Raw genomic sequence first — 26,277 nt, forward strand, 5'->3', positions numbered from 1 at the left:
CAGTGGAACACGATAAACATCTCTGTAGAACATGTAAAACGGCCCCATGCATACGCACAGGGCCGATATAATCTTACTTTACTTTGACTGGAGCCGGATATTTCTTACCCAGCGTGTCCACGGTTACTTTTTTCATCATAGCTGGTTTGATGGGTTTATCATTGCTGTCACGCTTGGAGTTCACGATGGCATCTACTACGTCCAATCCAGACGTTACTTTGCCGAAAGCAGCGTATTGACCGTCAAGGTAATCCGCATCCGCAACCATGATGAAAAATTGCGATCCGGCTGAATCCAGATCCGCTGAGCGGGCCATGGATAGTACGCCGCGCGTGTGCTTGAGCGTATTATTGACACCGTTGCTCTTGAACTCGCCTTTGATGCTGTAGCCGGGGCCGCCTGTACCGTTACCCTGCGGGTCACCGCCCTGAATCATGAAGCCGGGGATGACACGATGGAAGATCGTACCGTTGTAAGCGCCCTTTTGCACCAGGGAAATGAAATTGTTAACAGTGTTCGGTGCTACTTCCGGGTACAGCTCAAGTTTAATCTTTTTACCGTCGTTCATGACAATCGTGACGATAGGATGGGAAACAGGTTTACTTTTGTCTTTAGTCGCGGCAGGGGTTGTACTGCTTGTCCGGCTTGCGGCTTCAACATCTGTCGCTTTTGTGCCGCATCCGGCAACCAGCACGAGCATGGTAGCCAGCAGGCACAGCATATACCAGGGACGTATCGTTTTTCGGATCATTTGTATTCCTCCTGAAAGGTTAGAAGTGTAAAATCCTAAATTATAGTTTAGGGCAGCGCAGAGCACTCTTCCGTTTTCTATCATACCTTTTTTTGTGGGGATAAGGAAATACGGGTTTGAATACCGTATTCTTGACCCATACTGCTGCTATTCCCAAGGAAAGGGGCAGGATCATGGTGGAGGTAGACAAAAAGCTGGCTAAAGGCCTCATATGGGGGATGGCGTTCAGTCTGCCGGTTTGGGTAGGGGTGCTGTACTCGGTACAACACATCCGTGATTGGCTATAATATAATCAAGCGTGGAGATAGGCCAAAACCGGGATGGTTTTGGCCTATTTATATTTGTGCCAGTCCAGATTGCTGTTATTCAGCAGATGCTCGAAGTTGTTGTCCAGCTTCTTCTGTTCTGCTTTTTTTGCTTCGAGGGCACGCTGCCGTTCGTCTTCCTTACGTTTGTCCTGCTCTGCCTGGGCTTCATTGGCCTGAGCCTTGAGCTTATTCAGCACGTCCTGACTCAACAGATCTTTTAACGTTGCAGGTTTGTCCTGAGCCGCAGGAGCGGGGGAAGACGAATTTCTTTTTTTAGCCATGTCATCAACTCCATTCCATTCCATTCGATTATATCAGCTTCTGCATGGTTGTTCCACGGTTGAAGGGTGAGGTTTGCTGTGGGCTTTTCTAATTTAGAGGATAATAATGGAATGAGGAGAAGGGACGTGTAGCATCATAAGTATGGACGGAAGCCGATGCTGATTCGTTCAGGCTTTAGTCTGGCGGTATTATATTTAATATGTGCCTTTGTGGCTGATCCGTATGTGTTCGTAGGGGTACGGCTGTTTCAGGGTCTGCTCTCCGGGTTTATTCCTGCCGCCATCGCATGGGTCAGAACAGGTTCGCCTGAGGATAAAACAGGTTATGCCTTTTCATTGGACGTTCCGTTCGTTATTTTACAGTTACAATCACACGTTGGTAATGTTTTAGCTGATGCTTTCCATTGTCTTGTACTTCTGCGGGAACTGTAGAACTTACCGTACCGGATAAATCATTCTTTGGAATAGAGAAGAAAGCGAATAACCGAATTCATATCATCGACTTCTTCATCGGTCGTAATAGCTGTTCTAGCCTTCGTCGCTTTAGCTTCCATTTTCTTTTCCCCTTCTGAACTTTCACATATGGTTTTATATCTAATTTTAGGTATAAAAAAACCTAAATACATTATGCTTCAAAAAGAAATTGAGCATACATGTATCTAGGTTTTGCCTGCATGATCAGTCACAATCCTATATCATAAATCAAAAAGATGAAAGCGTTATACTACACTTTGAACAAACCGGATTCTTTTACTTCGGACAGGAAGTTGTGGAATTCAGGAATATTCAGCTGTTGCTGGGCATCGGACAAAGCGACTGCCGGGTTCGGATGGACTTCCACCATGATCCCGTCAGCTCCAGCAGCAAGTGCGGCCTTGGCACAAGGGGCTAGGATGTCCTTGCGTCCTGTGGAGTGGGTCACGTCGACTAGAACAGGCAGATGGCTTTCCTTTTTCAAAATCGGCACAGCGGAAATGTCCAGCGTGTTACGTGTCCATTTTTCATACGTACGAATACCGCGTTCGATCAGCATCACCTGCGTGTTGCCACGGGAAACGATGTATTCCGCAGCATGAAGGAATTCTTCCATTGTCGCTGCAAGTCCGCGTTTGAGCAGGATCGGAGTTCTTGTTTCGCCCGCAGCTTTGAGTAGTTCGAAGTTATGCATGTTACGCGCACCAATTTGAATGATATCGATGTATTGAATTGCTTCTTCCAAATGTCTTGGATCGACGATTTCACTGATTGTAGCCAGTCCCAGCTCATCACCTACGCGTTTGAGAATTTGCAGACCCTCAACGCCCAGTCCCTGGAAATCATACGGAGACGTACGCGGCTTGAACGCGCCACCACGAAGAATTGGAACGCCCGCCTCTTTCAGAGCTTCCCCGACTTCACGGGTTTGCTGGTAGCTTTCCACCGAGCAGGGACCTGCAACCATAACGGAGGCTTTGCCGCCAACGAGTGTGTCCTTAACATTGATGACCGTGCTATCCGGCTGATTTTTGCGGCTGACGATCAGATGCTTTTTGTGTTCTTCTTTTTGATAGTTCAGGGAAGCCTTGAAAATATTTTTGAACAACTGGCGGATCGTAGCGTCGTCGAACGGTCCACGGTTAGCAGCGATCAGCTTGTCCAGCATTTGTTGCTCGCGTACCGGATCAAAGTCAGGCACCCCTTGAGCTTCTTTTAATTTACCAAGCTGTCCAGCCAGCTCAGCACGCTGCGATAGCAGCTCCAGCAATTGCAGGTTGGTAGCATCGAGCTGTTCCCGCAGCAGCTCCAAAGAATTTTCATTTGTCGACATAAATAACATCCTTTCCCGAATAAAAATTGTCTTTTCTGTCAATCAGCAGAGCTTTTTTCGAAAAAAACACAAAAAGGCACTCGCCGCAAGGGACGAATGCCGTGGTACCACCCTAATTACAGAAGTATACATACAAGTCGTTAACGTCATTCCAGCCGACAGTAGCAATTTCTGAGCTTGATGCCCGTAACGGGGGCTTCCGGAAACCTCTAGTGCAGATAAGAAATGAATCCTTATGCTGGTTCAAGGCTCGACTCGGGAGTGAATTTCAACGCGGGATTTCGGTACGCTCTCAGCAATTCGTACCTTTCTGTGGAAATCCGATTAGACGTTTACTTGTCTCCGTCCATGTCTTTGTTTATGTAATTCAAAAGAGTTGCCCTTATTTTAAACAAAGTAGGTGCAGAAGGCAAGACCTGTTTGTCAGGTTCGATTCTCGCCCGGTTTTGAATCGGTTATAATGTGAACAGCAACGAGAATCCCTTTCCATTTAAAAGACGTTATGTACAAGGAGGAATTATGAGCAAAATCAGAGTGTCGGCGGTTCAATACCATCTGCATACGATTGATTCGTTCGAAGAATTTGCCCTTCAATCGGAGCATTATATCAAAACAGCCGAGGAATTTGGTGCGGAATTTGTTCTGTTTCCCGAGTTTTTTACGACCCAGCTCATGTCGATTGGTGATAGTCAAGGCAAGGCCCTGACCATTAACGACCTGCCGGATTTTACAGATCGTTATCTTGAATTATTCACTTCATTCGCCCACCGGACCGGGATGCATATCATCGGCGGTACCCATGTGGTGCAACGAAACGAACGTTTGTATAATACGGCGCACTTGTTTTACCCGGACGGACGCGTAGTCACACAAGACAAAATTCACATCACACCGACTGAGGTGCAAGAATGGAATATGGCTCCCGGCGAGGGGCTGAATGTGTTTGAGACATCCAGGGGTAAAATAGCGATGCTGACCTGCTATGATATTGAATTTCCCGAAATCGTACGCATGGCCAAGGCGAAGGGAGCAGATATCATTTTCTGTCCATCCTGTACAGATGATCGCCACGGTTTTTACCGGGTTCGATATACAAGCCACGCCAGAGCGGTTGAAAATCAGGTGTATGTGGTTTTGACAGGCACGGTAGGCGCTTTGCCTACGGTTGATTTTATGCGGGCCAACTATGGACAGGCGGCAGTCATTACACCGAATGATATTCCATTTCCGCCACGCGGCATTATGGTGGAAGGTGAGCTAAACAACGATATGATTGTCACCGCGGATCTTGATTTGCAACTGTTGTATGATGTGCGCGAGCGCGGCTCAGTGACCACATGGCGTGACCGCCGAACAGATTTGTACACAGACTGGAGCTAACGAAAGGAAGGGCGTCATGTATCGCAAAGAATGGTTTGTCTGTGATGGAGATCGCCCGCTGCGAGCGGTCATCCGTAATTATTCCATAGCCGATTATGTGGGGCTGCTGCATATTCAGCAGGAGAGCTTTCCGCCACCCTATCCGCAGGAGCTGTTGTGGAGCCGGGAGCAGATTGCCAGTCAGGTTGAGCATTTTGCAGAAGGGGCGCTGTGTGTTGAAATCGAGGGGGAACTGGCTGGCTCGGTGACCAGCCTGCTGATGCACTATAACCCCGAGCATCCCCAACATACGTGGGAGGAAGTTGCAGGCGACGGTTACATCCGTACCCACCGCGAGGACGGTAAGGCACTGTATGTCATTGATCTGGCTGTCCATCCCTCATACCGTCGACTGGGTCTGGGCAAATGGCTTATTTTTTCCTTATACCATCTCGTCATTGAGCGTGGACTGGATCGTTTGCTGGGCGCGGGACGTATGCCCGGTTATCAGCATCATGCAGACCAGTTAAGCGCCGAAGCGTATGTAGATGCCGTGGTATCCGGCGAGCTCAAGGACCCGGTGTTAACGTTCCTGCTTCGTTGCGGGCGGGTGCCTGTTTGTATCATGCCCAATTATCTGGATGATGAACAATCGCGTAATTATGCGGCCTTGATGGAATGGCGAAATCCGTTTCATACCGATCACTACATCACTACAACACTAAATAAACGATCATGATCTCTCGTTCGCAAACCTAGCATGAAAATGGTAGCAAGGTTTTTGCGTCCAGAATTCAAGCCATACTGCTAATACCATGGAAATAAGTACGTTACTTTTTATGGTGGGTTCGGCCCCGTCAAATAAACGGTAAGGAGCAAGTCTGTGTACAAGCCGATGGAGACCTAAAACCTGCCTCGTTCAGCCTACTGCGAGCTTCTATGATCTTGGTTTGCTATCGTGCTCTAGCTCCTTTGTTAGTTTATTGCTTATTCCGACTTTACTCAAACGGCAGAACGATTAAATCTGGGGTTAGTGTGTCTGTACGAGGTTAAAATCATGTAACTGCTGTGATATGATAAAGAGGACATGGAGGGATAGGAATTGAAATGGTAGAAATACGCGGTTATTTATTTTCGGATATTTGGACGATAATATGAGGGTGAAGAGTGCGAACCATGGATTGGCCTTAGAGAACAGATGAAGCCATGTAAGCAGGGATGATCATAAAAAATATGAATATTTGACAAAAAGTGAGTAAAAATAACATGATATACTTCTTATGAAGAAGGTATGAACATCATCGTATAGAATAATATTATTTCAGGATGTTGAAAAATGATAGAGCGTATACAAGCTTGTAAATCCTACTATGTAACTTTGAGGTGCTTAACATGAGGCTTGTGCCCAAAGCTGTCGCCGCCCTGCTGGCGGTTATTGTAATACTGTTGTCGATAGGCCTACCCGCCTATGCAGCCAAAACGACCTCCGAAATGGAATACCGAATACCCTCCTGGGATATGAGATGGGGAGTGGAAGGGGAGGATGGATCACTTGATGAGGTGCGGGATCCAAGCAAAGTTTGGATGCATATTAATGCTGATTCACAGTTGCCCAAGCAGCCCGCGAACACTGGCTCTGCCTGGATTCGTATTCGGCTGCCATCGCTGAATGATGAAATGTCGGCGGTGCTTTTTGGAAATATTTATGGCAGACATATTGCGCTGTATAAGGACGGCATCAATTTCTACGAGTCCTATCGCGGGTACGATTATGAAAATAATCGTATTCTGATCCCGCTTAGACCGGAAGACAGCGGTAAAACATTATACATATGGACGGAAAGCAGCAAGAACAGACTGGGCATTATCGGAAATGTGATGACTGGTGATTATCGTGATTTGTTGGGGACTTTGGTCAGAATGGATGTTCTGGATATTGTACTGGGGAGCACCTTTATTTTTATAGCTCTGGTATTGCTGATCTGCTCATTCTTTCTATTCCGTACGAGCATGGCAATGTGGCTGTCCCTAAGCGCAATTGTGCTTTCAATTGGTCTGATGGTCGTGACGTATTCACCTTTCCTGTATACGTTCTATCGCAGCTACGGCGAGCTCTATTTACAGCTTTTTGATGTAGGACTGTTTATTCTCCTGCCCTCACTAGCCTACTTTTTTGAACAAAATATAAGTTCAATTATACTGATTCGCAGATTTCGAAAAGTGCTGACAGCTTACTCCTTGTTCTGCTTCATGATGATGATTGTAAATTGGGGAGCACAGGAGAGGTTAAACGATGTATATTATTTTTTCAGTGTAAGCGTGCTGAGCATATTGCTCGTGGCTTTACTCGTACTGCTGGCGTTTGCTTCAGTCCGTATGGCGATCAAAGGGGACCACGAAGCAATCATTCTATCAACTGGCTTTGCTTTTTTCGCAGTCATTTCCATCGGTGAACTGACCTGGTTCTTCATCAGGGACGGACACTACAATATGTTTATGTGGAAATGGGGCGTGCTCGGCTTTGTGCTGGCGCTGATTGCGATTTTGGGCAGAAGGCTGGCAGAAAAGCATAAGCAGGTGGTTCGGTATTCCAGAGAGCTGGAGATGTTCAATAATGAACTTCAACGTTCGGAGAAAATGGAGATTATTAGCGATCTGGCTGCATCTGTAGCTCATGAGGTACGCAATCCGCTTCAAGTTACCCGTGGATTTCTCCAGTTGATGAGCAAGCAGGAGGACGGCAAAAACAAAAACTATCTGCATATTGCGCTGGAAGAGCTGGATCGTGCTTCCGGGATTATCACCGATTTTCTGACATTTGCCAAGCCTGAATTTGAGCACACCAAAACGTTGTCCATCTTGGATGAATTTAAGCATATTGAAGGAATCATCAGTCCGATGGCTAATTTGCAATGCGGCAAAATTTCTTTGGATATTCCTCAAGAAATCAAAGTTCGGGGGAATTCCTCCAAGTTCAAGCAGGCGTTCATCAATATTATTAAAAACAGCATTGAAGCGTTGCGAGATCAGGGTCATATTCATATATGGGCTTATGTGGAGAACGGAGAAGCTGTTATTCATATTCGGGATAATGGCGAAGGAATGGACGCGCAGGCCTTATCCAGACTGGGTGAGCCTTACTTTTCCAATAAGACCAAAGGCACAGGTTTGGGCATGATGGTGACCTTTCGGATTATTGAAACGATGAACGGCAAAATAACTTTTACAAGTGCAAAAGGAGTGGGAACAGAAGCGACCATCCGCTTCCCCGTAGTCGGATAATTTCCGGCTTTTTGTGCTAGGGAGAACGGAAGGAAGCTTGCTGAACCCACCCGCATGGTGTTCAAGAATTACAAAACCAATAAGCTACAAAAAACAATTTACCACATGGAGCGTGGTTTCCGGGATGTAGCGAGTACGCCGGAAGGGTCTGGAGGGATGACCAGATAAAACTGATCGGGTGTTTCCTCTAACGTTTTGATTTGGATATGATCGGGGATAACGACTCCTAACACATCACGAATTGCAGATTTGGGATCTGTAATCAGTTTTTCTCTGAAGCTGGGATCCTCCCACGCTTTTTGAATGACTTGTGTTTGAAGAACTTCAGTAGCCATCAAAATCACCCTCTCATTCAATTGGTTATATTTACCTAGCCAGCATACCACAAAATCACATTAAAACCTAGAATTATTTCATATTTTTGGAGAGCCAAAAATCCAGTCCGCCTCTTCGCAAATGCGAACGTCCGGCTTCAATTTCTGCCGCCTCTTCACCCAGTTCTTCTGCGATAGAACGTGTGAACATGCGCAGGCTAGGGATGTCCGGCTCCATATTTTCCAATTTCCGCACCGCCTGATCGGCAATACTCACGTAACTGGCAAGCGCGCCGCGTACATAAATCGCCTCCCGAATCTGCTCCGGCTCCAGTCCTTCGCGATAAGCCGTCTTTTGCTCGGCGCTGATATGGGACAAAAGGCAGTTGTAGCTATTTTCCTCCAAGTCCTCCAACCAGTCGGCCCAGTCATCCGACATTTGAAGTACAACCAGCGCTGTATCTGTCATATCTGTAATGGTCTGGATCAGATCGGCCCGCCCTGCGAGCAGCAAAGCACCCGTGCCAGCCATTTTTAACGGACTGGCTTTCAGCGCCACCTGATGTCGTTCTTCCTGAAAATAGTCCTCTGTTCCCTCAGATGTCACACTAACGGCCCATTCACCAATATACGTTCGGGCATACGTCCAAAAAGGAGAGGACGCGGGAAAAAGGTCCCGGTATACGTCCAAACATTCGGTATAGAACAATTGGCTTAAGGCGAGTTGCGTTTTTCGGTTGTCTGCTGCTGTATCCATCACATCGTCCTGAATCAAATAATGAGCCATGACGAACACGTTGCCGAGAGCCAGCTTACGGCAAATTTCGGGAGCCAGCCCGGTGAGTTCTTGCAGCCAGAACGGAAGCAAGTAGCATATGTAGTTACGCGTGCTGTCCTCCCGTAACGGATTAAAACGGGCCAGATAGTCCAAGCCCTGGCTCTGAAATGGAGCAGGAAACGCGGCCGTCCGTTCTTCCGCTTGACGAAAAACATTTTCCAATTCATCTTTGTATGCAAAATACCATTCCATCGTTATCACCTGCATCTCTTGTGGATAATTTTATAGCGATATCTAGTTGTTACCTGCCATTATAGAACAGATTGCAATTTTCAACACTTTGTTATTTTTACATTAACGATTTTGCGAAAATATGTAGGATGAATAAAAGAAGCAGAAAGAGAAAATATAGTATGAAAAAGGACGAAAGAAGGGTCTGCATCATGAAAAACCAATGGAAATTGACCGCTGCTATTCTATATGGAGGGGTGATGATGTATGGGACTGCGGGTGTTGCCGGAGCTTCCGGTGCTGAACCGGGTAACCCACTGCAAGCTCCCGTTCCTAACGCTTCAAGCCAAGGAAAAGCCCTTCAACGGAATGCTGAACCACAGGGCCGTCATGAACATGGGCATGCTCACAGACATGGACACGGCAGAGGACCAGGCGGCTGGAATCACCATTTGAATGAGAAGGTCGCCAAGCTTCTGGGCATCACTCCTGCCCGTTTGGAAAATGAGCTGGGACAAGGAAAATCGTTGGTTGATATCGCCAAAAGTAAAGGCATCAAGGAGGAGCAACTGATTGATAAGCTGAAAAATGAAATGACCGTTGATCTGAAACGGTTGGTTAATCGCAAAGGCCCCATTACGTTTGACCGAAAGTCCGGAGCACCGCATGAAGCCAAATTGAAGCAGGGGCAGGGAGCAGGTACATCCTCACCCTCGGCTAACGAACACTAATCTCAAAACTCACAAATGTACCCTTTACGCAAAAAAAGGGATGCTCTGTCACAACGAATGAGCATCCCTTTTTCTATTAGCCAAGCTCTTGCGTGCTTTTGGAACCGCGCTTGGAGGAAAGCGGCTGGAACCGAAACGGCCAGGTCAAGCGCTGTTTGCCTTTTGAGCCGACCATCCAGTTGCTCCCGGCAGATGAGCGAACAGCCAACTGAGGCCGAGAGAAACACTTGCCGCGACGACAAACGTAATCAGCGTCGACGGAGAAACGTTTGCACATGTCCGGCTGCTTTTGCAAATAAGAGAAATAAAATATAAAACTGAAAAATCATCACTACAAGCCATAGATGATATCCGCTGACAGGTATAATCATTTCCTCGAACATGCCCTTGTAAAAATACATATTTACTCACTGCGCCGGGGATGTTTGTGACCGATGTAACGGGAGGAACAGGTGTAGTGAAGCGGTGCTGAGCCTAAAGAGTCGTCATCCGCTGAAAATCATTTCTTTTGATACGAATAAAGCGACCTTGGACATGATCCGGGGCGGCACGATTTCGGCAACCATTGCTCAGGAAACGTGGAATATGGGCTATTGGTCGCTTCAATACCAGTTCCATCTGCACCATCATTTGACGATTCCCGCTCCTTCTCTTCCGGTGACAACGTTTCGCTGCCCGGTCGGGTGGACACAGGAATATCCGTTGTTACACGGACACGGGTGAATGTAGATGATTATTATGCGAAATGATGATCCATGGAAGCGTATACGCGCATGGTCGGACAAAAGGACGCAGCTTTTGCGCTTACGCAATATGCCTTTGCTTTATCGGCTCTTGTTGTTATTTCTGTTTTTGGCATCGTACCATCACTGGGATTAGGTCTGCTGGTCAACTGGACGCTGGCTGACGGTCACACGGGAGCAGGAGCAGGATATGCTGTCTGGGACGAAGCAGTTTTTGCAGGGCTTTACCACGTTTATCCTGAAATCGCAGGGATACTGATTGTGAACGGAAAAGGCGACTACACCAGCAACGAAATGTATGCTCGAAGCACGCACAGCCCGACCGAAGAAGACTGGTATAAACAGACGGCGCAGCATGCAGGTAATGGTTCGGGACAGGTGACAGCGGAATGTTTACCCGTGAGGCCAGAGGAAGGGAATTACTGTTCATGTTCCGGGCTTCCGAGTTTACAGGCTGGATGCTGGAGCATATTCGCCGTTTGATGACGCTCTCATGATGAAATGTGATAAAAAATGTGTGTATAATCACACCTCCGCAGTTTGGGGGTCTGTTACGCTGTGGATAACGAATAAATGTCTATCAATATTTGGAGGAAAAACGATATGTTTTGTTATCAGTGTGAACAGACGCCGAGTGGCGGGTGTACCGTAGTTGGGGTGTGCGGCAAGAATGAAACGATAGCGAGCTTGCAGGATACGATGATTTTTGCATTAAAAGGCATAGCGGCCTACGCGACACACGCTCGTCAGTTGGGCTATAGCGATCCTGAGGTGGATCGTATCACGCATGAAGCGTTATATATGACCTTAACCAATTCTAACTTTAATGTTCAAGAGCATTTGGAAATGGCGATGAAAGTCGGAAATGCGGCTGTACGGATCATGGATGTACTGGATCGTGCGCATACGGATCGTTTTGGCATTCCGCAGCCGATTACCGTGAGCCAAAATAAAATCGAAGGTCAATGCATCGTCGTGACCGGACATAATTTATATGCGCTGGAGGAATTGCTGCGGCAGACGGAGGGTAAAGGCATCAACATCTATACCCACTCAGAAATGCTGCCTGCCCACGGTTATCCGGCATTGAAGAAATATGCACATCTCAAAGGGAATATCGGTAAAGCCTGGTACGATCAACGCAGACTGTTCGAGGAGTTCCCGGGTGCGATTCTCGCCACGACGAATTGTGTTATGCCGATTAAAGGCACGTATGCAGACCGCTTCTTCTCTTATGAAGTAGCCGGGCTGGAGGGAGTAGCCAAGATCATGGACGACGACTTTTCACCATTGATCGAGCGTGCGTTAGCCCTACCAGCCGCAGATGTAGATTCGGAACAGGTGCTTACGACGGGATATCACCACGAGACGGTTATCGGGCTGGCTCCTGAGATTATTCAGGCAGTTAAAGACGGGCATATCCGCCGTTTCTTCGTCATTGCAGGCTGTGACGCGCCAGGTAAAGGCGGTAACTATTACCGCGAGCTGGCAACTTCCTTGCCGAACGATACGGTTATTTTAACCACGTCCTGTGGCAAATTCCGCTTTAATGACGTGGATTACGGTACCGTGGGAGACACGGGGATTCCCCGTTATATTGATCTGGGGCAATGCAACAATTCCGGTTCTACGGTGAAAATTGCTCTGGCGTTAGCGGATGCTTTCGGTTGTACGGTGAATGAGCTGCCAGTCAGCATCGTGTTGTCCTGGTTTGAGCAAAAAGCTGTTGCTATCCTGCTAGGCTTGTTCAGCCTTGGCATTCAGGATATTCGCATCGGACCGAAACCGCCCGAGTTTATATCTTCTGGCGTGCTGGATGTGCTCGTGGAGCTGTTTGGCTTGAAGCTGATTACTACAGCGGAGGAAGATATGAAAGCAATGCTGGCGTTGTCGTAGGAGATTGGAATGGGGAGGAACTGCAAAGTGCAGTTCCTTTTTGTTTCAGCGTTCATCAATTCTTATAAATATGTCCGTAAGAATTTTCAATGCCAGCTCAGTATCTTTGGATTCACGCGTTCTTAGCAGAGCCAAAATACTTTTTACACTCGAATCTTCTTCGGTAAGCTCATCATCTTCCTTCACATATGTAAGCAACTGATAAACGCTCACGTTCAATGACTTCGCTATTTTCTCCAAATTTTTCAAAGATATATTTCTCTCTGCGCGCTCAATAAAACCGATATAACTCGAATTGAATCCTGCTTTTTCGGCTAAAGCTTCTTGGGAAAGCCCTTTAGACTTCCGAATATCCCGAATGCGTGTACCGACTAATTCTAAAATTTCAGACATGATTACACCTCTCTATAGTTAGAAGTGTAGAGAAAGAGTTACTTCTAATTAATAACTGTTAATAAGTAAATTGAATTAAAAACTACTATATAGTAATATTCATTATAAAGCTTGTCCGATAGCTAGAATTTTAAACTTTTTGTTGGTTCCTTATGGGTTCTACGATGCCTTTACTGCTCTTTAAATCCAAATTCAGGAGTTGACTCCCGTGAAAAATGACTCCTTAAGTAACCACCTACATAGTGATCCGGATTCCATACAGCCTAATCCTAGTGACTCCAACATATTGAATTGCATGATGGATTTCCACAAGCTAGCGCAATATCAGATTAAGCTTGCACAGATCATGCGCAACCATCATCAATTTCACAACTGTCTCGTTCTCTGTGACCGGGCGATGTTTTCCATGGCTAAGGCTGTTTATATTCATCGATATCAAATCATTCTATCATCCATTAACCTATCTATAACCGATTTGCTAACTTTAATCCACACGGATACTGAGCCGAATTTGGATATGGTACTGTTTATCGGTACAGTGCATTACCTTATTTCCGCAGAGGATAATGCATATAACAAACCGATGAAGCTGGAGGAGGTCGATAGGCTGCTTTTTAGAACAGATCATATTTTGATACGTCTATCTCGGCGAATTATAGCTGATCCGGCTGAGCGGTATCCATCTATTTTTATATAGAAGCAGTCCATTAAGTAGTTAAATCATATATTAATGACACTCAACCTTTTCTCACGATGATTTAATGGCAAAAAGGGAGATGTTGGCTGCGGCCTAAAGGCTCCAAAACAGAAAGGGTGTTATTTCAGATGCCTACATACAACAAGCTGGTGCGGGATCGGATTCCGCATATCATTACGTCTCAGGGTAAGGAATGCCGAACGCGTATTTTGGACCCGGAGGAATATAAGCAGGAACTGAGAACCAAGCTTCGTGAAGAAGCTGCGGAATATTTTGAAGCCTTATATATTATGTATAGTTAACGTTTGATGATTTTTATGTACATGCCATTGATGAGATGTTCGTATGAAACCATTGTTAAGAAGCTTCCGTCAATTTAATTCAATTGAATTAATCAAATGAATGAATTATACTTGCAATGTAACAGGTTCATTCATGACATCTATTGGAAGGGAGCCATTCGCATGTATACGGTTGGATGATGACAAAAGGCAACGATCAGCAATGAACTCTGGAAAGAAATAAATGTTAGGAGGAGAAAGAGGTATGAACAATCAAGATACTAGAATCCCTACCTACTCACTTGAGGAAAGAGATCGTAGATGGAATATTGCAAATCAGCTAATGGAAGAAGAGCATGTGGATGTATTGATTGTGTATGGAGATCGAGAAGGTGCGTTCCCTGCTGTATTTAACCCGGACACCTACTTTACGAATGAGCGTCCAGGTTCTATTGTCATTTTCCCTAAGAATGAAGAGCCGATCTCAGTTGTCTTTTTAGCCACTGCTGTGGAAGATCATATTCAAGCTGGATATACGAATACGCAAGGCTGGATACGCCCGGAAAATATGTATGTCGGAAAAATGGGTGCGCACATTGTCAAGATTATGGAAGAGAGAGGGCTTACAAATAAAGCATTTGGTGTGATTGGCTTAGAGCCTTATCCTCCCTATTACTTTGATGGAGCCATGCCCTATAATACTTGGCAAACGATCCTAAAGGGATTACCGAATGGGACCTTTAAGTCTGTAGGACACAAATTTTTCGCACTGTCTTCTGTGAAAAGTCAGGAGGAGATCGAGGTATTAAAATGGTCAGCGAACGTTGGGGAAAAAATGTGTCAGGCGATGCTTGAGGCAACGAAGCCAGGCGTGAGAGAAAATGAGATCTATGCGGCAGCGATGAATGCTTGTGCGACCCATGTCGGGTTCACGACAACGATATTAATGGGATCAGGACCAGAGTTCGTAGGATGGGGATTGCCCGCATGGACATATCGACCAGAGGGGCCGCGGGTGATCCAAGAAGGAGATATTATTTTGGCCGAGGTATTTTCATCATTCGGAATGCTGGAGACGCAGCACCAGCCTTCAATCGCTGTAGGAGCTGTGCATCCGGATTTTGAGCGGGCGGCAGCGGCAGCGAGACAATCGTATGAGAACGGAGTAAAAGAACTGCGGCATGGGGCTACTTTCGGAGACGTGGTCAAAGCGATGAATGAGCCAATGCGTGAAGCAGGAGGCTGGCACGTTCATCCGCTTATTCATTCCATTAGTCCATTTGGTCTTATTGGGGTTGGCGATGAGATTGCACGGTTGCCTGAGGCGAGAGAGTACGGGAAAGTGCTGCCGATCCCATCCATAGGGTTAGAGACCGAACTCAAGACAGGAATGGTGTTTGCATTTGAGCCGAATTGTGCGATTGGTAAGAAGGTCATTAATCTTGGCGGAACGGTGATCGTGGGTGAAGCTGGGGGGATTGAACTAAATAAAAATTCTACTCATCTGATGAGGGCAACTTGGTAAAATAGCAAAAGGGTACGTATAGAAGAGTGTTTATGTCTTTGTTACGTACCCTCTTTTTAATGAGAATAGCCACTGCATGTACGAATCGACATTTCGCCAAGCTCCTTGGCGATCAAAGCAACGTGTGCTTCATCCAAGTCTTGAATCCCTTGGCGCCTGAAATAGGTTTCCTTCGCCACAGAGAACGCAACCGATTGTCCAATAATTGCATGTGCGATTAATATCGTTTTTGGATCTTTTGCGTCTAGATCCATTAATTTACTCACCAAGACGGCAATCATCTGATGTAGTGGCTGGAAGAATTGTTCATACAAAATGTCATAAGCCTCTGTAGGCTGCAACTGCTCTCTTGCGATAAATACACTTCTTGCATTGGCTTCATGATTGCCAATCATCGTCTTGGAAAATTGCGTCATGACTTTTTTAAGAGCTTCTGCGGCTTCTTCTTTTGACCGTTTCTCAATCTCTTCTGTCTCAATTAGAGATTGCTTCAAAAAATCATCTTGAACGGCTTCTGTCAAGCGACGGGCAACCGCTAAGTACAATCCTTTTTTTCCACCGAAATAATACGGAATCGCCGATTGGTTCACACCAGCTTCATGTGCAAGAGTCCGCGTACGTACGCCTTCATAGCCATTTAATCCAAAGATCCGTAGCCCTGCTTCTAATAAACGAGTTTGGGTGGAGTCTTCATTTCCTTTATTCATATCGCTGCTTAGGTTTGTATTCAATGTCTATTCCTCCATACTGTTGAGTATAATTAATTCAAATGAATTAATCAAACTAACTTCCGTTATGAAGTGCGACACGTAAAACAAAAAGGCCCATGCTGGTGTACATGGCTGTGAAAATGCCAGGCAGAACCGCCCATTCCATGGAAGTTGCTTTTGGTGTGGTGGCCAGTCAATACCCTCAAGGATTGGAAGAATGTGTTAAATGGTGATTCTACGTATATCTATGCACAGGATAATATTGAACAAAATAAGAATGCCCTATATGATTTGTACTATGTTTATATGGATGAATTAAAATGGCTGCACAGTTTCAGCGAAAGTGATATCAAAACCACTGTACTGAATACTAATGAGGCTAATGGTTCGGGGATGAAGAGTGAAATTGCTCTGCTGCTGAAGCCTATTAATATTACAAATCTAATTCTGCAAAACAGCTACATTCTCGTGCTCGCCATCGGGATGGTGCTGGTCATCATCACGAGGCATATTGATTTGTCTGTCGGCTCGATAGCCGCTTTTGTCGGAGCAGTGGCCGCCATTATGATGGTAGATTGGCAGCTTCCGGCGTGGATCGCCGTCATTGCATCCTTGGTAGTCGGAGCGCTAATCGGCGCATGGCAAGGGTTCTGGGTCGCCTATGGGCGGATTCCGGCGTTTATCGTGACTTTGGCGGGAATGCTGCTCTTTCGCGGATTGACGATGATCGTGCTGGAAGGTCAATCCATCTCTCCTTTTCCGGGTGGCTTCCAGAAAATTAGCTCAGGCTTCCTGCCGGATTTCGCTTCTTCGGGTTATAACCTGGTATCCGTCATTGTCGGCATCGCGCTCACGATATGGTTTATCGTCAATGAACTTCGCGAACGCCGTTCCCAGCTTAAATACGGTTTCGAGGTTCCGTCACAGACTTTATTCGTCCTCAAGTTGGTTGTGGTGGCTGCTGTCATCCATCTGTTCACTTTTATGCTCGCGAGCTACGCGGGAATTCCGAACATTCTCGTCTTGCTGTTTATTCTGATCGTCGTATACTCCTTCGTCATGAACCGCACGGTTATGGGCCGACATGTGTATGAGCTGGGTGGAAATGAAAAGGCGGCGGGTCTGTCCGGTGTCAAAACGAAAAAAGTAACGTTCTGGGTATTCGTCAACATGGGCGTGCTGGCCGCCATTTCCGGCCTGATCTTCGCTGCACGTCTGAACGCGGCTACACCAAGAGCAGGTACGAACTTTGAGCTGGATGCCATCGCAGCTTGCTTTATTGGTGGGGCTTCGGCATCCGGCGGGATCGGGACGGTTTTCGGAGCGATTATCGGTGGTCTGGTTATGGGCGTACTGAATAACGGCATGTCCCTGATCGGTCTGGTCATTGACTGGCAGCAAGGCATTAAGGGCTTGGTGCTGCTGCTGGCGGTTGCCTTCGATATTTATAACAAAAACAAATAATCGGCTTAAACTTCATATTCCATAATCGTATACAAGGAACCTCCACTCCCACTTGAAACGTGGATGCTGGAGGTTCCTTGTTGGTTGGGCCTTGCGGCTATCGAATCCTGCGTATTTAAGTCGTCACCATTTGTCCGCCGTTCACATGCAGTGTTTGGCCTGTAATGTAGGAGCCGTCATCCGAATTGCCAATTCATGATTAATCACTTCTTTAGGCGGTTTTGAAATCCATTATCCCGAAATACTCGCTCCATCTATCGGAATATGCACACGATCATTCAGACCTTCGTGGGTAATATATTCTGTAAGTTCAGAACGGGTTAGCAGACAATGGTTGATTGATTCCATGTGGACAGCCACTACTTGTGTATAGGGGGCGTGTTGCGCAACCGTCGTCACATCCTGTGCAGTCATCGTAATTGGATCACCAACCGTGAACCGCGCTCCTCCGGCATTGACAATCGTCCACTCCGGATGGTACTTGTCGAGTGCTTCTGATACTTCACTGCACCAGATTGTGTCCCCGGCCAAATAGACAACAGGCTCGCCCGGAGCCTGAAATACAAAGCCCGATACAGGCCCCATCATTTCCCCAATTTCTCCAGTACCATGATGCCCGGTTGTGCGGATCATTTCAATATCTCCCACAGAACCAACCACCCAAACCGGAGTTACCTGCGTAAAACCGTCAGCGGCGATCTGATCTTCATTTCCGGGCTGGCAGAGGACAGGAAGCTGTTTATCCAGCCATTGCGCTGCTGCCGGGTCCCAGTGATCCAGGTGCACATGCGTAACGATAACTACGTCAGGCTGTCCAAGGGTTTCCCATTGCGGCGGCAATGGAACCAGCGGGTTACGGCGGTCATTTTCCGTATTGGGAATAGGCGGATTTACGCCAGGCTCGCTCAGCATCGGGTCGATCAGGAATTTTACTCCGGCGTACTCCAGCCATAGGGTTGCGTTGCGTATTAGTGTGATTTTCATATTTGAAAGCTCCTTTTGTACTGTAGACAGATTTTTTTAGCCGGATATATTCGGCAGTTGTTTGTTTCTGTTACAATCATATCGGACGCAAGGAGATATAGGATATGGCCTGCTGAAAGGAAAACAAGAATTCTCGTTTCATCATGAAAGGAAAAATAAATATGGAACTATTCGTACCCGATCACACCGATCTGCGTATTCTTCATCATCTGATAGAGGACAGCTCTTTATCTCATAAGGAGATGGGTCAGCTTGTTCATTTGACGGGCCAAGCGGTAGGAGCGCGTGTTCGAAAAATGCAGGATGCGGGCATCATCGAGGGTTACACGCTACGCTGGAACCCTGAAAAAATTGGACAGACCATCCATGCCTTTATTACGGTGTTTTTGAATTCGGGAACCGCTCACAGTGCTTTTCAGGCTTTTGCACGAGAGCATCCTTATATCGTCGAGATTCATCGGGTTAGTGGGGAGGGCTGTTACTGGATGCGTTCGCGCATGTCCTCGCAGTCAGAGTTGACTGCTATGCTGGATGAATTGACGCAGTTTGGTAATTACAAATTAAGCTTTTCGATAGGAGAAATTGAATGATAAAGGCTTCTGGCGCTTACGCCGGGAGTTTTTTTATTTGGTAATAAAAGAAACCTGAACTTACCTTACTTACGTATTACCCATTACATTAAACAGCATGGTTTAAAGGAGACGTGTACTTCTATGAAGCAGTTTACAGCATATCGGAAAAGTCAAGAACGATTGCGTCATGAATTGAAGACCATTGTGGCGGATATTCCTATTTTGCTCGGATTGTCGCTCAAAGTACCTTCAGGAAATGGCCTTGTTTGATGATTCTTCACGCCAGGCACAAGTTTTTTCCAAAATGCAAGGGTGGAGAGAAGTTATTAACACTTATCACGTCAGTTTGGATAGAAAAAGCTGCTTCAGATGGTCCCGATTGCGGGCATTTTGATGCGTTTGGCGGAAGAAGAGAGCTGACTGGATTATTCGGGATAGAAGAGGGTATGTTTCTTGGCTTGCTTGGGGAATCAGGTTAGGCAACTACGAAGGTGTGAAGCGGCCGGGATGGCCGCCACACGATCTGTAGGATAACATGCGAACGATGAGGATTCAATGAGGATATTGTGACGATCATACGTTGCAGTTTTCGCTTGCCTGTTACACTTCGGCTCCGTTTTCTTCCGCCCAGCGGTTTAAGGTTTTATCTGTAGGAAGCAGGAATGTCAAAATGCCGAGCAGAGGCAAAAAGCCGCACAAGAACATGATATTGGTGATGCCTACCTTATCAATCCACTTGCCGAGCACGAGCGCACCTACACCGCCAAGGCCAAAAGCGAGGCCCGTGATCAGACCGGAGATGGTCCCGATTTTGCCGGGAACGAGCATTTGCGCATATACGACCGTAATCGAAAAGCTCGACAGCATAATAAATCCGATGATCGGCAGCAGGATAGCAGTCCAGAATTGGTTGGCGTAAGGCAGCAACAGCGTAAGAGGTGCGGCCAATACCATGGACAGGAAAATCATATTGCGTTTACCAAAACGGTCCGCCAGCGGGCCGCCAAAGAAGGTGCCAAGCGCTCCAGCTCCGAGAAATAGGAAGATGTACAGCTGCGCATCAGCCAGTGACATTTTGAACACTTTCATCAAGTAAAACGAATAGTAGCTTCCGACCGAGGTCAAGTACCACGAACGAACGAATACCAGCAGAATGAGAACAATCATGGCAAACATAATACGTTTGCGTATTTCGGGCTTCATGCGGCGTGCCGCCGCTTTTTTACGTGCATAGCCTTCTGTGCGCAGGACGTTACCATACCAGCGGGCGATGAACGATTGGACGACGATACCCGCTGCCGCAACACCTGTAAACCAGATGGCTCCAAATTGACCCAATGGGATAAAAATCCAGCTCGTAAGCATGGGTGCCAGCGATTGGCCTGCATTGCCGCCGACCTGGAAAATGGACTGAGCCAGCCCCCGGCGTGGTCCGGATGCCATATGGGACACTCGCGAGCCTTCCGGGTGAAAGGCGGCAGAGCCCAGACCCACGAAAATGACCGCGATTAGCACCGCTTTATAATCGGCAGCATAAGCAAGCAGCAGCATGCCTGTCAGCGTAAAGCCCATGCCGATGGGAAGGATCACGGGCGTAGGTCTCTTGTCCGAAAACAAGCCAATGACCGGCTGCATGATCGAAGCTGTAAAATTGATGGCGAATGAAATCCAGCCGATCTGCGTGTAGCTGAGGTTCATGGATTCTTTTAAGATCGGAAAGATCGCAGGAATGACCGATTGAATCGAGTCATTGAACAGATGAACGAAACCGATGGCAATGAGAATCGCAAAAACGGTGCCCTTCGCTTGAGGCCCAGGCAGTGGGAGCGATTGGCCCGTTTCTTTTTTTGCAGCAGTTTTAGTAGTCATGGCAACCTCCGATTATGTATGTATATTTTAAGATATAGGAAGCGATCCGTTTACAGCAAATGGCTGAAAGGGGGATAAAGGCCGCCTTTACTCGGTGGTTCTTTCCCATCCTGCTGCATACTTGTAATTGCTTGATTTAGCTGGATTTTCTACACGTCACTTGAAATTTCAAACGTTTACCATCCGTCTGGATCACTGTGCATCATGATGGCACCGTGTGGAGCTATGACCGGATGAAGAAATATCCGGCCGTGCAGCTTAGCGGATTATCTAATGTTGCACGGTTGGTTGATTCGCCTGACGAGCTTTTTGCACAATTAAAGGATGGTTCGTGGGTCGGTATCTCAAGAGCCGTATATACGGCTCTTGGGATGCCTTTTTTTCATTGGGTGGAAGTTATGCGAGTGCGGCAACAGTATCAACAACGTTAGCTCCATCAGAGCCATCTTGGGGATATTTTGTAGATCATTACAAAAATAATAGTTCTGCTAATAAGACTTAAAGTTCAAATCCGACCATCGGGCTGCTTTCCGGATTTCATAAACTTTGGACTCCCGGCGCTGCCTGGGATACAGGTACCAAGCTAAACAGCAGCGTGCTGGACGCCATATTCCAAAAGTTATGGTGTACGGGGCGACGGAATGCCACCGCATGGCGTGGATTTGCCTCGTTAGCTAATCTGCTTCCTCATCCATTCGACCAATCCATATAACTTGATCCAAAGTCCTTCATGGCTACTCGCATATTGTATAGCATCATTCTGGTCGCCAGGTGTCATGTACTCAGGCTGTGTTGATGGCAAGGATTTTTTCCCAAGGAGATAGGCAGGGACATGTTGGTTTTGTTTGCGGGCAAGCTTGTACAGAAAAGACAGATTGGAGTTCTCTCCATTTTTAAGATACTCCAGTATGAGCTTACCGTACTGGAATTCCGTCGACGCGTCGTCTTCATATGATTGGAGCAGTCGTTCTGCTTGGTCCAAACGCTCCAATTCCAAGTAGCATTGCAACAGGCTATAACGGATTCCCTGATTATCATTCGGATTTAATTCAAGTAACTGTTCATATTGTGTACATGCGGCGCTAGCTCTACCTGAGGTATATACCAGTTTGGCATACACATCTTTAGCACGCATGTAGGGGCGAGTTTCAACCATTCCCCAAAAGTAGCCCTTGTTTTGCGTGAAAAAGTCATCATCCAGCTCCTCTTGAGCAAACTTCATAGCAGACCTGGCTAGTTCGGTGGCTTCTGAGATATCCGTCGATAATCTGGAGAGCATGAGTAAGGCATCTGGATTGTTAGGGTTCAGCTCACAGGCTTGGTTAATCAGTTTCTTTTTCTTTGCAGGGGAGGATTCTCCTTCTGCCTTGATCATTAATGCATAGGCTTTTTCTTCATTACTTTTCGGAGAATTGTTTCTCATAAATCAGGATTTTTTAATTGTTCATTCAAAAACTTCTGGACATCATTAAAGCCTTCATGATCCTGTGACTCCATTAATTTCTGAATATTTCTCAACATGGTTTCATGCTCCAGGTTGGAAAAAGCGGGTGGCCAGGCATTTACATTGAATGGAGCGAGTGCTGACGGATTGCTGTCTTCATTGAAGTTCTCTTCAATTTACCGCTGTCGCAATGGCAGAGATCGTTTCTTCCTAATTGCACCAACGTGTACACGCTCCTTCGCGAAAATTCTATATATTTAATGATACCCGTAATACATTAAATATTAACGGTTGTCTACCATCTCTGGGTACATATCGTGGTTCATCATACGGTGCTCCGCTATCTGCTCATACTTCGTTCCCGGTTTGCCGTAGTTGGTGTACGGGTCGATAGAGATGCCGCCGCGTGGTGTGAATTTGCCCCATACTTCAATGTAGCGGGGGTCCATCAGCTTAATCAGGTCGTTCATGATGATGTTTACGCAGTCCTCATGGAAATCGCCGTGGTTGCGGAAGCTGAACAGGTACAGCTTGAGGGACTTGCTTTCGACCATTTTGATATTGGGAATGTAGCTGATGTAGATGGTGGCAAAATCCGGCTGTCCTGTAATGGGACACAGGCTGGTGAACTCCGGACAATTGAACTTTACAAAATAGTCACGGTACGGATGCTTATTGTCAAAGCTTTCAAGAATGGCGGGATCATAGGCAAAGGTGTATTGTGTGCCCTGATTGCCAAGCAGAGTAACGTCGGTCATTTCTTCGGGTGTTCTTCCGGTCATAGTGGTGAGGCTCCTTAAGTGTAGTTTGGAAAACGAGATGGGAGTTATGGTGGTGGGAGGTCGCTCCGCGAAGGATTTGAGCTTTTGATCGCTGGCGCTTCTCCAGCTTCAAATCCTCCGCTCCGCTGCCGACCGCCGTCAACATCCTAAAGTCCCTACTTGTTTACACGTAGGTTGGGCAGAATTGAATAAAGTTTGCTCCTTGATGAAAGGAGCGAGCTCTTGTTGAGAAACCCCTTCCTCACGGATGAGGTTTCTCTTGATTTATAACTTTAGATGTCGAAAGTGTACTTCGTATAAATTTGGTGTGCTTGTGGATCACATCCAGTCCCTACGGAATATATTACTTATTAGTGCTATACGCCGCGTTTATTGCCCCATACGAGGGTGTGGAGCTGCGGGAGTACCCGCACGTCGTTCAGACGTGAGTCGTCCATGACACGGTCGATAAGCCATTCATAACGATGCAATAGGGATTCCGCGATCTGTCCGGTGTTCTCCGTGTTCACATCTGGATTGCCAGTCTGGAGGAACAGCGGTACATGTGGGTAGCGCTCGTGAACGATGCGGGCATATTCAAGATCAGTGTCATCGAATATGACGACCTTCAAGCTGCAAGCTCCGGCGTAGGGCTTTGGAGATGCTCCGGTAATCTTTCGATTTGACAGGCGGGATACAATGTCATCCAGCACGTCCCAGTTGGTCGACATACTAGAGCTGGGCGGCTTGGGCGACAGGGTTACCTCGTCGATATCATACAGCCATTCCTGCCAGCGGGAGCCTTGTGTTTCGACAGCGGTGGCAATGCCTTGGCTGCGCAGTAGGGTGATTAGCTCTCCAAGCTGTGGCAGCAGGGCCGGGTTGCCCCCGGATAGGGTCACATGTGAAAACCGTGTGCCACCGATCGCTTGAAGCTCCTGCCAAATGTCTGCGGCACTGAGACGACGGATCTGATCCTTGGCGCTGCCGTCCCAAGTAAAGGCGGAATCGCACCATGAGCAGTGGTAATCGCAGCCTGCGGTACGAACAAACATCGTTTTGCGCCCAATGACCATACCTTCGCCCTGAACGGTGGGACCAAACACCTCCAGTACAGGGATAGGGGCTGTTTTTGGGCTCCGGGAAGGTACGGCTGTTTGTTGAGTCGCCGTGATATTACTCATCCAGCATCCACTCCCGTCGGAATTCGGCGTAGCTGGTAGGTGTTTCGAATAACCGCACAAATTCAGTGCGTCCGTCTTCCACACGATTGCGGTATGCTTCCGAAGTCAGGGCGGACTCCATTTGTTCGAAGATCCAGACGACCATATTTTCCGCTGTTGTATTCATCGGAGGCAGTGTCTCATTCAGGTAGCGATGATCCAGATAAGGCTCAATCCGCTCTTTCCAGATGGTTTTGATATCATCAAAATCAAGGGTCAGACCAATTTCATCCGGTATGCCGCTAATGCCGAAAACGACGATATAAGTATGTCCGTGCAGATTTTTGCATTTGCCTTCGTAGCAGTGCAAATGGTGTGCTGCATCGAACGTAAATTGCTTGCTAACCAGTACACGTTTACGGTGGTAACGGAGCTGGGAGCGTTCAATGTCCGTCCCGAACTGCTGGAGCTTGTCGACGATACGAAAGGGGCCCGGTTCACGCATGGCCTTCAACTCCTTGCGACGAAGCTTCGCGTACAGCCAGATACTGTTCCAGCCCGGCGCGGCGGAGTTTGCAGGCAGGGCATTCGCCACACCCATCGCCAATAATACCGTTATAGCATGTTAGTGTACGGGTTCTTACAAATTCAAAGGCTTCCAGCTCATCGGCCATTTGCCAGGTTTCGGCCTTATTTAACCACATGAGCGGGGTATGAATGACAAAAGGATAGTCCATGGAAAGATTTAAAGTAACGTTCAGCGATTTAATAAATGAATCACGGCAATCGGGATAGCCGCTAAAATCCGTCTCACAAACGCCTGTGATGATGTGACGTGCTTCTTTTTGCTTGGCGAGCACCGCTGCGAAGCTGAGGAACAGCAGGTTTCGGCCGTCTACAAAGGTACTGGGCAGCTCGCCTTCCTGCTGAGTAATGTCAATGTCGGTGCGTGTGAGCGCATTGGGGGCTAATTGATTGAGCAGGCTCATGTCCAGTACCGATTGCGGAACACCCAGTTCGTGGGCAATCCCGGCGGCTACTTCGATTTCCTGCTTGTGACGTTGACCGTAATCGAACGTCACCGTTTCTACTTCGGCAAAATGTTTTTTTGCCCAAAATAAACAGGTCGTACTGTCTTGACCGCCGCTGAATACGACGACTGCTTTTTCGTTGGTAAACATAAAAAAAACCTCTCGATCTTCTTGGAATGGTGAAAGACACAGGGTCTTGTCACATGGAAGAAGGAGAGTTCTTGAACCAGCTTCAACAAAAAACAGGCCTTGCCCCGCGATTATTTTTTCATGCGGAGGACAAAGCATCGTTAGTTTTTTATAGAGGGAGTTCACGAACCTCTCCCATGCATGGAGCATGGACTTTCTTCATTTGGTGTCTGCCAGAGGACAGACGCCTTCATTATAGCATGACAGGGCTATTTGATAAACACTCCATCCAATGGAATGACTTCCCTTAAAAAGCGTTTGATCACGCCATCGTCGTTCAGATCCTGCTTGGAGCCGTCGATGATGTTCACCCGCATGAAAAAGTACAGTACCGTGCCCGGTCATTTTAATGACATCGCGGCTGAATAACATGGTTTTCACGCTCAGCAGCTTGGTGCGCATATGGATGCAGCCGTGAAAATTGCTCCAAGCCCTGGTATACATCATCCCAGTAGGCGGCATGCGCTCCCGGAACGCCGATTCCACCAAAGACAAACAGAAGCGCTACAGCAGCGCAGACGACACGGCGGCAAAAAGCCAAGCGAGAATTTTGTCGTGCCCAGAGATATTCCTCCTTCTGATGCACCAAGATGTTAAATGATGAGCATAATTACCCATATCTTATGGTTACGTACAGTGTAATGATTAGGGTTCAAAGTTTATCAAGGAAGCGGCTACATTCCGGTAATTTTCTAGCGAGCATGTATACAAGA

At 47.0% G+C, this 26,277-nt stretch carries 28 protein-coding genes, 6 pseudogenes, 1 riboswitch and 1 other annotated feature; of the genes and pseudogenes, 18 read left to right on the plus strand and 16 right to left on the minus strand.

What is annotated here, in order from left to right; translation table 11 throughout:
- Positions 1-73: 73 nt before the first annotated feature.
- On the minus strand, positions 74-751 hold the full coding sequence (locus ACWGOO_RS07865; protein ID WP_452482248.1) for a peptidylprolyl isomerase: 678 nt from the start codon (positions 749-751) through the stop codon (positions 74-76).
- Positions 752-867: 116 nt separating this feature from the next.
- Here ACWGOO_RS07865 and ACWGOO_RS07870 point away from each other — a divergent pair, with 116 nt between their 5' ends.
- On the plus strand, positions 868-1,038 hold the full coding sequence (locus ACWGOO_RS07870; protein ID WP_200893490.1) for a hypothetical protein: 171 nt from the start codon (positions 868-870) through the stop codon (positions 1,036-1,038).
- A gap of 44 nt (positions 1,039-1,082) precedes the next feature.
- Here ACWGOO_RS07870 and ACWGOO_RS07875 read toward each other — a convergent pair whose 3' ends face one another.
- On the minus strand, positions 1,083-1,340 hold the full coding sequence (locus ACWGOO_RS07875) for a YqkE family protein (protein WP_025685196.1): 258 nt from the start codon (positions 1,338-1,340) through the stop codon (positions 1,083-1,085).
- Between the two features lie 138 nt (positions 1,341-1,478).
- Between ACWGOO_RS07875 and ACWGOO_RS07880 the strand changes: the two are divergent.
- Positions 1,479-1,679 (plus strand): annotated as a pseudogene (locus ACWGOO_RS07880) (MFS transporter); the annotation flags it as partial.
- A 385-nt stretch (positions 1,680-2,064) separates the two neighbouring features.
- Here ACWGOO_RS07880 and ACWGOO_RS07885 read toward each other — a convergent pair.
- Positions 2,065-3,147: a bifunctional 3-deoxy-7-phosphoheptulonate synthase/chorismate mutase gene (locus ACWGOO_RS07885; protein ID WP_452482251.1), complete on the minus strand. Its 1,083-nt coding sequence runs from the start codon at positions 3,145-3,147 to the stop codon at positions 2,065-2,067.
- A gap of 85 nt (positions 3,148-3,232) precedes the next feature.
- Positions 3,233-3,505: a binding site (T-box leader), on the minus strand.
- 161 nt (positions 3,506-3,666) lie between these two features.
- On the opposite strand from ACWGOO_RS07885, the gene ACWGOO_RS07890 reads away from it, so the two are divergent.
- The 3 genes from ACWGOO_RS07890 to ACWGOO_RS07900 all read left to right on the plus strand — a co-directional run bounded on the left by ACWGOO_RS07890 (position 3,667) and on the right by ACWGOO_RS07900 (position 7,788).
- Positions 3,667-4,527: a carbon-nitrogen hydrolase family protein gene (locus ACWGOO_RS07890; protein ID WP_452482253.1), complete on the plus strand. Its 861-nt coding sequence runs from the start codon at positions 3,667-3,669 to the stop codon at positions 4,525-4,527.
- A gap of 16 nt (positions 4,528-4,543) precedes the next feature.
- Positions 4,544-5,245 (plus strand): GNAT family N-acetyltransferase, encoded by a 702-nt coding sequence (locus tag ACWGOO_RS07895; protein WP_452482255.1) that lies wholly within the window; start codon positions 4,544-4,546, stop codon positions 5,243-5,245.
- 653 nt (positions 5,246-5,898) lie between these two features.
- Positions 5,899-7,788, plus strand: a complete 1,890-nt coding sequence (locus tag ACWGOO_RS07900; RefSeq protein WP_452482257.1) for an ATP-binding protein — start codon at positions 5,899-5,901, stop codon at positions 7,786-7,788.
- Between the two features lie 98 nt (positions 7,789-7,886).
- Here ACWGOO_RS07900 and ACWGOO_RS07905 read toward each other — a convergent pair whose 3' ends face one another.
- Positions 7,887-8,123: an NHLP leader peptide family RiPP precursor gene (locus ACWGOO_RS07905; protein ID WP_452482259.1), complete on the minus strand. Its 237-nt coding sequence runs from the start codon at positions 8,121-8,123 to the stop codon at positions 7,887-7,889.
- A gap of 73 nt (positions 8,124-8,196) precedes the next feature.
- Entirely contained in the window at positions 8,197-9,132 is a 936-nt protein-coding gene (locus ACWGOO_RS07910) for a hypothetical protein (protein WP_452482261.1), read from the minus strand.
- 191 nt (positions 9,133-9,323) lie between these two features.
- On the opposite strand from ACWGOO_RS07910, the gene ACWGOO_RS07915 reads away from it, so the two are divergent.
- The 4 genes and pseudogenes from ACWGOO_RS07915 to hcp all read left to right on the plus strand — a co-directional run bounded on the left by ACWGOO_RS07915 (position 9,324) and on the right by hcp (position 12,481).
- Complete coding sequence (locus tag ACWGOO_RS07915) at positions 9,324-9,842, plus strand: hypothetical protein (protein ID WP_452482263.1); 519 nt, start codon at positions 9,324-9,326, stop codon at positions 9,840-9,842.
- A 418-nt stretch (positions 9,843-10,260) separates the two neighbouring features.
- Positions 10,261-10,591: pseudogene (locus ACWGOO_RS07920) on the plus strand (substrate-binding domain-containing protein); the annotation flags it as partial.
- A pseudogene (locus ACWGOO_RS07925) lies at positions 10,572-11,043 on the plus strand (hypothetical protein); the annotation flags it as partial. The pseudogenes ACWGOO_RS07920 and ACWGOO_RS07925, both read left to right, overlap by 20 nt.
- Positions 11,044-11,188: 145 nt before the next feature.
- On the plus strand, positions 11,189-12,481 hold the full coding sequence (gene hcp / locus ACWGOO_RS07930; RefSeq protein WP_452482265.1) for a hydroxylamine reductase: 1,293 nt from the start codon (positions 11,189-11,191) through the stop codon (positions 12,479-12,481).
- Positions 12,482-12,526: 45 nt separating this feature from the next.
- Here hcp and ACWGOO_RS07935 read toward each other — a convergent pair whose 3' ends face one another.
- Positions 12,527-12,874, minus strand: a complete 348-nt coding sequence (locus ACWGOO_RS07935; protein WP_452482267.1) for a helix-turn-helix domain-containing protein — start codon at positions 12,872-12,874, stop codon at positions 12,527-12,529.
- 208 nt (positions 12,875-13,082) lie between these two features.
- On the opposite strand from ACWGOO_RS07935, the gene ACWGOO_RS07940 reads away from it, so the two are divergent.
- From ACWGOO_RS07940 to ACWGOO_RS07950, 3 genes and pseudogenes are all read left to right on the plus strand, one after another.
- Entirely contained in the window at positions 13,083-13,571 is a 489-nt protein-coding gene (locus ACWGOO_RS07940; protein ID WP_452482269.1) for a hypothetical protein, read from the plus strand.
- 128 nt (positions 13,572-13,699) lie between these two features.
- Positions 13,700-13,852, plus strand: a pseudogene (locus ACWGOO_RS07945) (nucleoside triphosphate pyrophosphohydrolase); the annotation flags it as partial.
- Between the two features lie 265 nt (positions 13,853-14,117).
- Positions 14,118-15,377: a M24 family metallopeptidase gene (locus tag ACWGOO_RS07950; RefSeq protein WP_137063111.1), complete on the plus strand. Its 1,260-nt coding sequence runs from the start codon at positions 14,118-14,120 to the stop codon at positions 15,375-15,377.
- Between the two features lie 56 nt (positions 15,378-15,433).
- On the opposite strand, the gene ACWGOO_RS07955 is transcribed toward ACWGOO_RS07950, so the two are convergent.
- Positions 15,434-16,108 carry a CerR family C-terminal domain-containing protein gene (locus ACWGOO_RS07955; RefSeq protein ID WP_452482271.1) on the minus strand — a complete coding sequence of 225 codons (675 nt, stop codon included), beginning with the start codon at positions 16,106-16,108 and terminating at the stop codon, positions 15,434-15,436.
- Positions 16,109-16,267: 159 nt separating this feature from the next.
- Here ACWGOO_RS07955 and mmsB point away from each other — a divergent pair, with 159 nt between their 5' ends.
- On the plus strand, positions 16,268-17,551 hold the full coding sequence (gene mmsB / locus ACWGOO_RS07960; protein ID WP_452482273.1) for a multiple monosaccharide ABC transporter permease: 1,284 nt from the start codon (positions 16,268-16,270) through the stop codon (positions 17,549-17,551).
- Positions 17,552-17,782: 231 nt separating this feature from the next.
- Here mmsB and ACWGOO_RS07965 read toward each other — a convergent pair whose 3' ends face one another.
- The gene (locus tag ACWGOO_RS07965) at positions 17,783-18,535 is read right to left on the minus strand and encodes an MBL fold metallo-hydrolase (protein WP_452482275.1); all 753 of its coding nucleotides are present in this window, start codon (positions 18,533-18,535) and stop codon (positions 17,783-17,785) included.
- 161 nt (positions 18,536-18,696) lie between these two features.
- On the opposite strand from ACWGOO_RS07965, the gene ACWGOO_RS07970 reads away from it, so the two are divergent.
- From ACWGOO_RS07970 to ACWGOO_RS07980, 3 genes are all read left to right on the plus strand, one after another.
- A complete protein-coding gene (locus ACWGOO_RS07970; RefSeq protein WP_452482497.1) occupies positions 18,697-19,125 on the plus strand; it encodes an Lrp/AsnC family transcriptional regulator in 429 nt (142 codons plus the stop codon).
- Positions 19,126-19,248: 123 nt separating this feature from the next.
- Positions 19,249-19,377 carry a hypothetical protein gene (locus ACWGOO_RS07975; protein ID WP_452482277.1) on the plus strand — a complete coding sequence of 43 codons (129 nt, stop codon included), beginning with the start codon at positions 19,249-19,251 and terminating at the stop codon, positions 19,375-19,377.
- Positions 19,377-19,586, plus strand: a complete 210-nt coding sequence (locus tag ACWGOO_RS07980) for a hypothetical protein (RefSeq protein WP_452482279.1) — start codon at positions 19,377-19,379, stop codon at positions 19,584-19,586. The genes ACWGOO_RS07975 and ACWGOO_RS07980 overlap by 1 nt, the downstream gene beginning before the upstream one ends.
- A 121-nt stretch (positions 19,587-19,707) precedes the next feature.
- Here the strand turns inward: ACWGOO_RS07980 and ACWGOO_RS07985 are convergent, their stop codons facing one another.
- Entirely contained in the window at positions 19,708-20,976 is a 1,269-nt protein-coding gene (locus ACWGOO_RS07985) for an MFS transporter (protein ID WP_452482281.1), read from the minus strand.
- Between the two features lie 233 nt (positions 20,977-21,209).
- Here ACWGOO_RS07985 and ACWGOO_RS07990 point away from each other — a divergent pair, with 233 nt between their 5' ends.
- Both ACWGOO_RS07990 and ACWGOO_RS07995 read left to right on the plus strand, forming a co-directional pair.
- A complete protein-coding gene (locus ACWGOO_RS07990; protein ID WP_452482509.1) occupies positions 21,210-21,407 on the plus strand; it encodes a hypothetical protein in 198 nt (65 codons plus the stop codon).
- Positions 21,332-21,598: pseudogene (locus ACWGOO_RS07995) on the plus strand (hypothetical protein); the annotation flags it as partial. The gene ACWGOO_RS07990 and the pseudogene ACWGOO_RS07995, both read left to right, overlap by 76 nt.
- A 48-nt stretch (positions 21,599-21,646) precedes the next feature.
- On the opposite strand, the gene ACWGOO_RS08000 reads toward ACWGOO_RS07995, so the two are convergent.
- The 7 genes and pseudogenes from ACWGOO_RS08000 to ACWGOO_RS08030 form a co-directional block, all read right to left on the minus strand.
- Complete coding sequence (locus tag ACWGOO_RS08000; RefSeq protein WP_452482283.1) at positions 21,647-22,399, minus strand: tetratricopeptide repeat protein; 753 nt, start codon at positions 22,397-22,399, stop codon at positions 21,647-21,649.
- Positions 22,400-22,704: 305 nt separating this feature from the next.
- Positions 22,705-23,202: a preQ(1) synthase gene (queF, locus tag ACWGOO_RS08005; RefSeq protein WP_452482285.1), complete on the minus strand. Its 498-nt coding sequence runs from the start codon at positions 23,200-23,202 to the stop codon at positions 22,705-22,707.
- A gap of 356 nt (positions 23,203-23,558) precedes the next feature.
- Complete coding sequence (gene queE, locus ACWGOO_RS08010) at positions 23,559-24,365, minus strand: 7-carboxy-7-deazaguanine synthase QueE (RefSeq protein WP_452482287.1); 807 nt, start codon at positions 24,363-24,365, stop codon at positions 23,559-23,561.
- A complete protein-coding gene (gene queD, locus ACWGOO_RS08015) occupies positions 24,358-24,849 on the minus strand; it encodes a 6-carboxytetrahydropterin synthase QueD (protein ID WP_452482289.1) in 492 nt (163 codons plus the stop codon). Before queD ends, queE begins: the two co-directional genes overlap by 8 nt.
- Entirely contained in the window at positions 24,842-25,525 is a 684-nt protein-coding gene (gene queC / locus ACWGOO_RS08020) for a 7-cyano-7-deazaguanine synthase QueC (protein ID WP_452482291.1), read from the minus strand. The genes queD and queC overlap by 8 nt, the downstream gene beginning before the upstream one ends.
- A 134-nt stretch (positions 25,526-25,659) precedes the next feature.
- A riboswitch (PreQ1 riboswitch) is annotated at positions 25,660-25,703 on the minus strand.
- 70 nt (positions 25,704-25,773) lie between these two features.
- Positions 25,774-25,972, minus strand: a pseudogene (locus ACWGOO_RS08025) (hypothetical protein); the annotation flags it as partial.
- The gene (locus tag ACWGOO_RS08030; RefSeq protein ID WP_452482511.1) at positions 25,911-26,105 is read right to left on the minus strand and encodes a hypothetical protein; all 195 of its coding nucleotides are present in this window, start codon (positions 26,103-26,105) and stop codon (positions 25,911-25,913) included. The pseudogene ACWGOO_RS08025 and the gene ACWGOO_RS08030, both read right to left, overlap by 62 nt.
- Between the last annotated feature and the right edge of the window lie 172 nt (positions 26,106-26,277).

Source organism: Paenibacillus sp. NPDC055715 (genome assembly GCF_053617595.1).

Bases quoted from the DNA above. Each gene is read 5' to 3' on its own strand.
- ACWGOO_RS07865 (WP_452482248.1), bottom strand. From the start codon at position 751: ATGATCCGAAAAACGATACGTCCCTGGTATATGCTGTGCCTGCTGGCT.
- ACWGOO_RS07875 (WP_025685196.1), bottom strand. From the start codon at position 1,340: ATGGCTAAAAAAAGAAATTCGTCTTCCCCCGCTCCTGCGGCTCAGGAC.
- ACWGOO_RS07885 (WP_452482251.1), bottom strand. From the start codon at position 3,147: ATGTCGACAAATGAAAATTCTTTGGAGCTGCTGCGGGAACAGCTCGAT.
- ACWGOO_RS07890 (WP_452482253.1), top strand. From the start codon at position 3,667: ATGAGCAAAATCAGAGTGTCGGCGGTTCAATACCATCTGCATACGATT.
- ACWGOO_RS07895 (WP_452482255.1), top strand. From the start codon at position 4,544: ATGTATCGCAAAGAATGGTTTGTCTGTGATGGAGATCGCCCGCTGCGA.
- ACWGOO_RS07900 (WP_452482257.1), top strand. From the start codon at position 5,899: ATGAGGCTTGTGCCCAAAGCTGTCGCCGCCCTGCTGGCGGTTATTGTA.
- ACWGOO_RS07905 (WP_452482259.1), bottom strand. From the start codon at position 8,123: ATGGCTACTGAAGTTCTTCAAACACAAGTCATTCAAAAAGCGTGGGAG.
- ACWGOO_RS07910 (WP_452482261.1), bottom strand. From the start codon at position 9,132: ATGGAATGGTATTTTGCATACAAAGATGAATTGGAAAATGTTTTTCGT.
- ACWGOO_RS07915 (WP_452482263.1), top strand. From the start codon at position 9,324: ATGAAAAACCAATGGAAATTGACCGCTGCTATTCTATATGGAGGGGTG.
- hcp (WP_452482265.1), top strand. From the start codon at position 11,189: ATGTTTTGTTATCAGTGTGAACAGACGCCGAGTGGCGGGTGTACCGTA.
- ACWGOO_RS07935 (WP_452482267.1), bottom strand. From the start codon at position 12,874: ATGTCTGAAATTTTAGAATTAGTCGGTACACGCATTCGGGATATTCGG.
- ACWGOO_RS07950 (WP_137063111.1), top strand. From the start codon at position 14,118: ATGAACAATCAAGATACTAGAATCCCTACCTACTCACTTGAGGAAAGA.
- ACWGOO_RS07965 (WP_452482275.1), bottom strand. From the start codon at position 18,535: ATGAAAATCACACTAATACGCAACGCAACCCTATGGCTGGAGTACGCC.
- ACWGOO_RS07970 (WP_452482497.1), top strand. From the start codon at position 18,697: ATGGAACTATTCGTACCCGATCACACCGATCTGCGTATTCTTCATCAT.
- ACWGOO_RS07975 (WP_452482277.1), top strand. From the start codon at position 19,249: ATGAAGCAGTTTACAGCATATCGGAAAAGTCAAGAACGATTGCGTCAT.
- ACWGOO_RS07980 (WP_452482279.1), top strand. From the start codon at position 19,377: ATGATTCTTCACGCCAGGCACAAGTTTTTTCCAAAATGCAAGGGTGGA.
- ACWGOO_RS07985 (WP_452482281.1), bottom strand. From the start codon at position 20,976: ATGACTACTAAAACTGCTGCAAAAAAAGAAACGGGCCAATCGCTCCCA.
- ACWGOO_RS07990 (WP_452482509.1), top strand. From the start codon at position 21,210: ATGAAGAAATATCCGGCCGTGCAGCTTAGCGGATTATCTAATGTTGCA.
- ACWGOO_RS08000 (WP_452482283.1), bottom strand. From the start codon at position 22,399: ATGAGAAACAATTCTCCGAAAAGTAATGAAGAAAAAGCCTATGCATTA.
- queF (WP_452482285.1), bottom strand. From the start codon at position 23,202: ATGACCGGAAGAACACCCGAAGAAATGACCGACGTTACTCTGCTTGGC.
- queE (WP_452482287.1), bottom strand. From the start codon at position 24,365: ATGAGTAATATCACGGCGACTCAACAAACAGCCGTACCTTCCCGGAGC.
- queD (WP_452482289.1), bottom strand. From the start codon at position 24,849: ATGCGTGAACCGGGCCCCTTTCGTATCGTCGACAAGCTCCAGCAGTTC.
- queC (WP_452482291.1), bottom strand. From the start codon at position 25,525: ATGTTTACCAACGAAAAAGCAGTCGTCGTATTCAGCGGCGGTCAAGAC.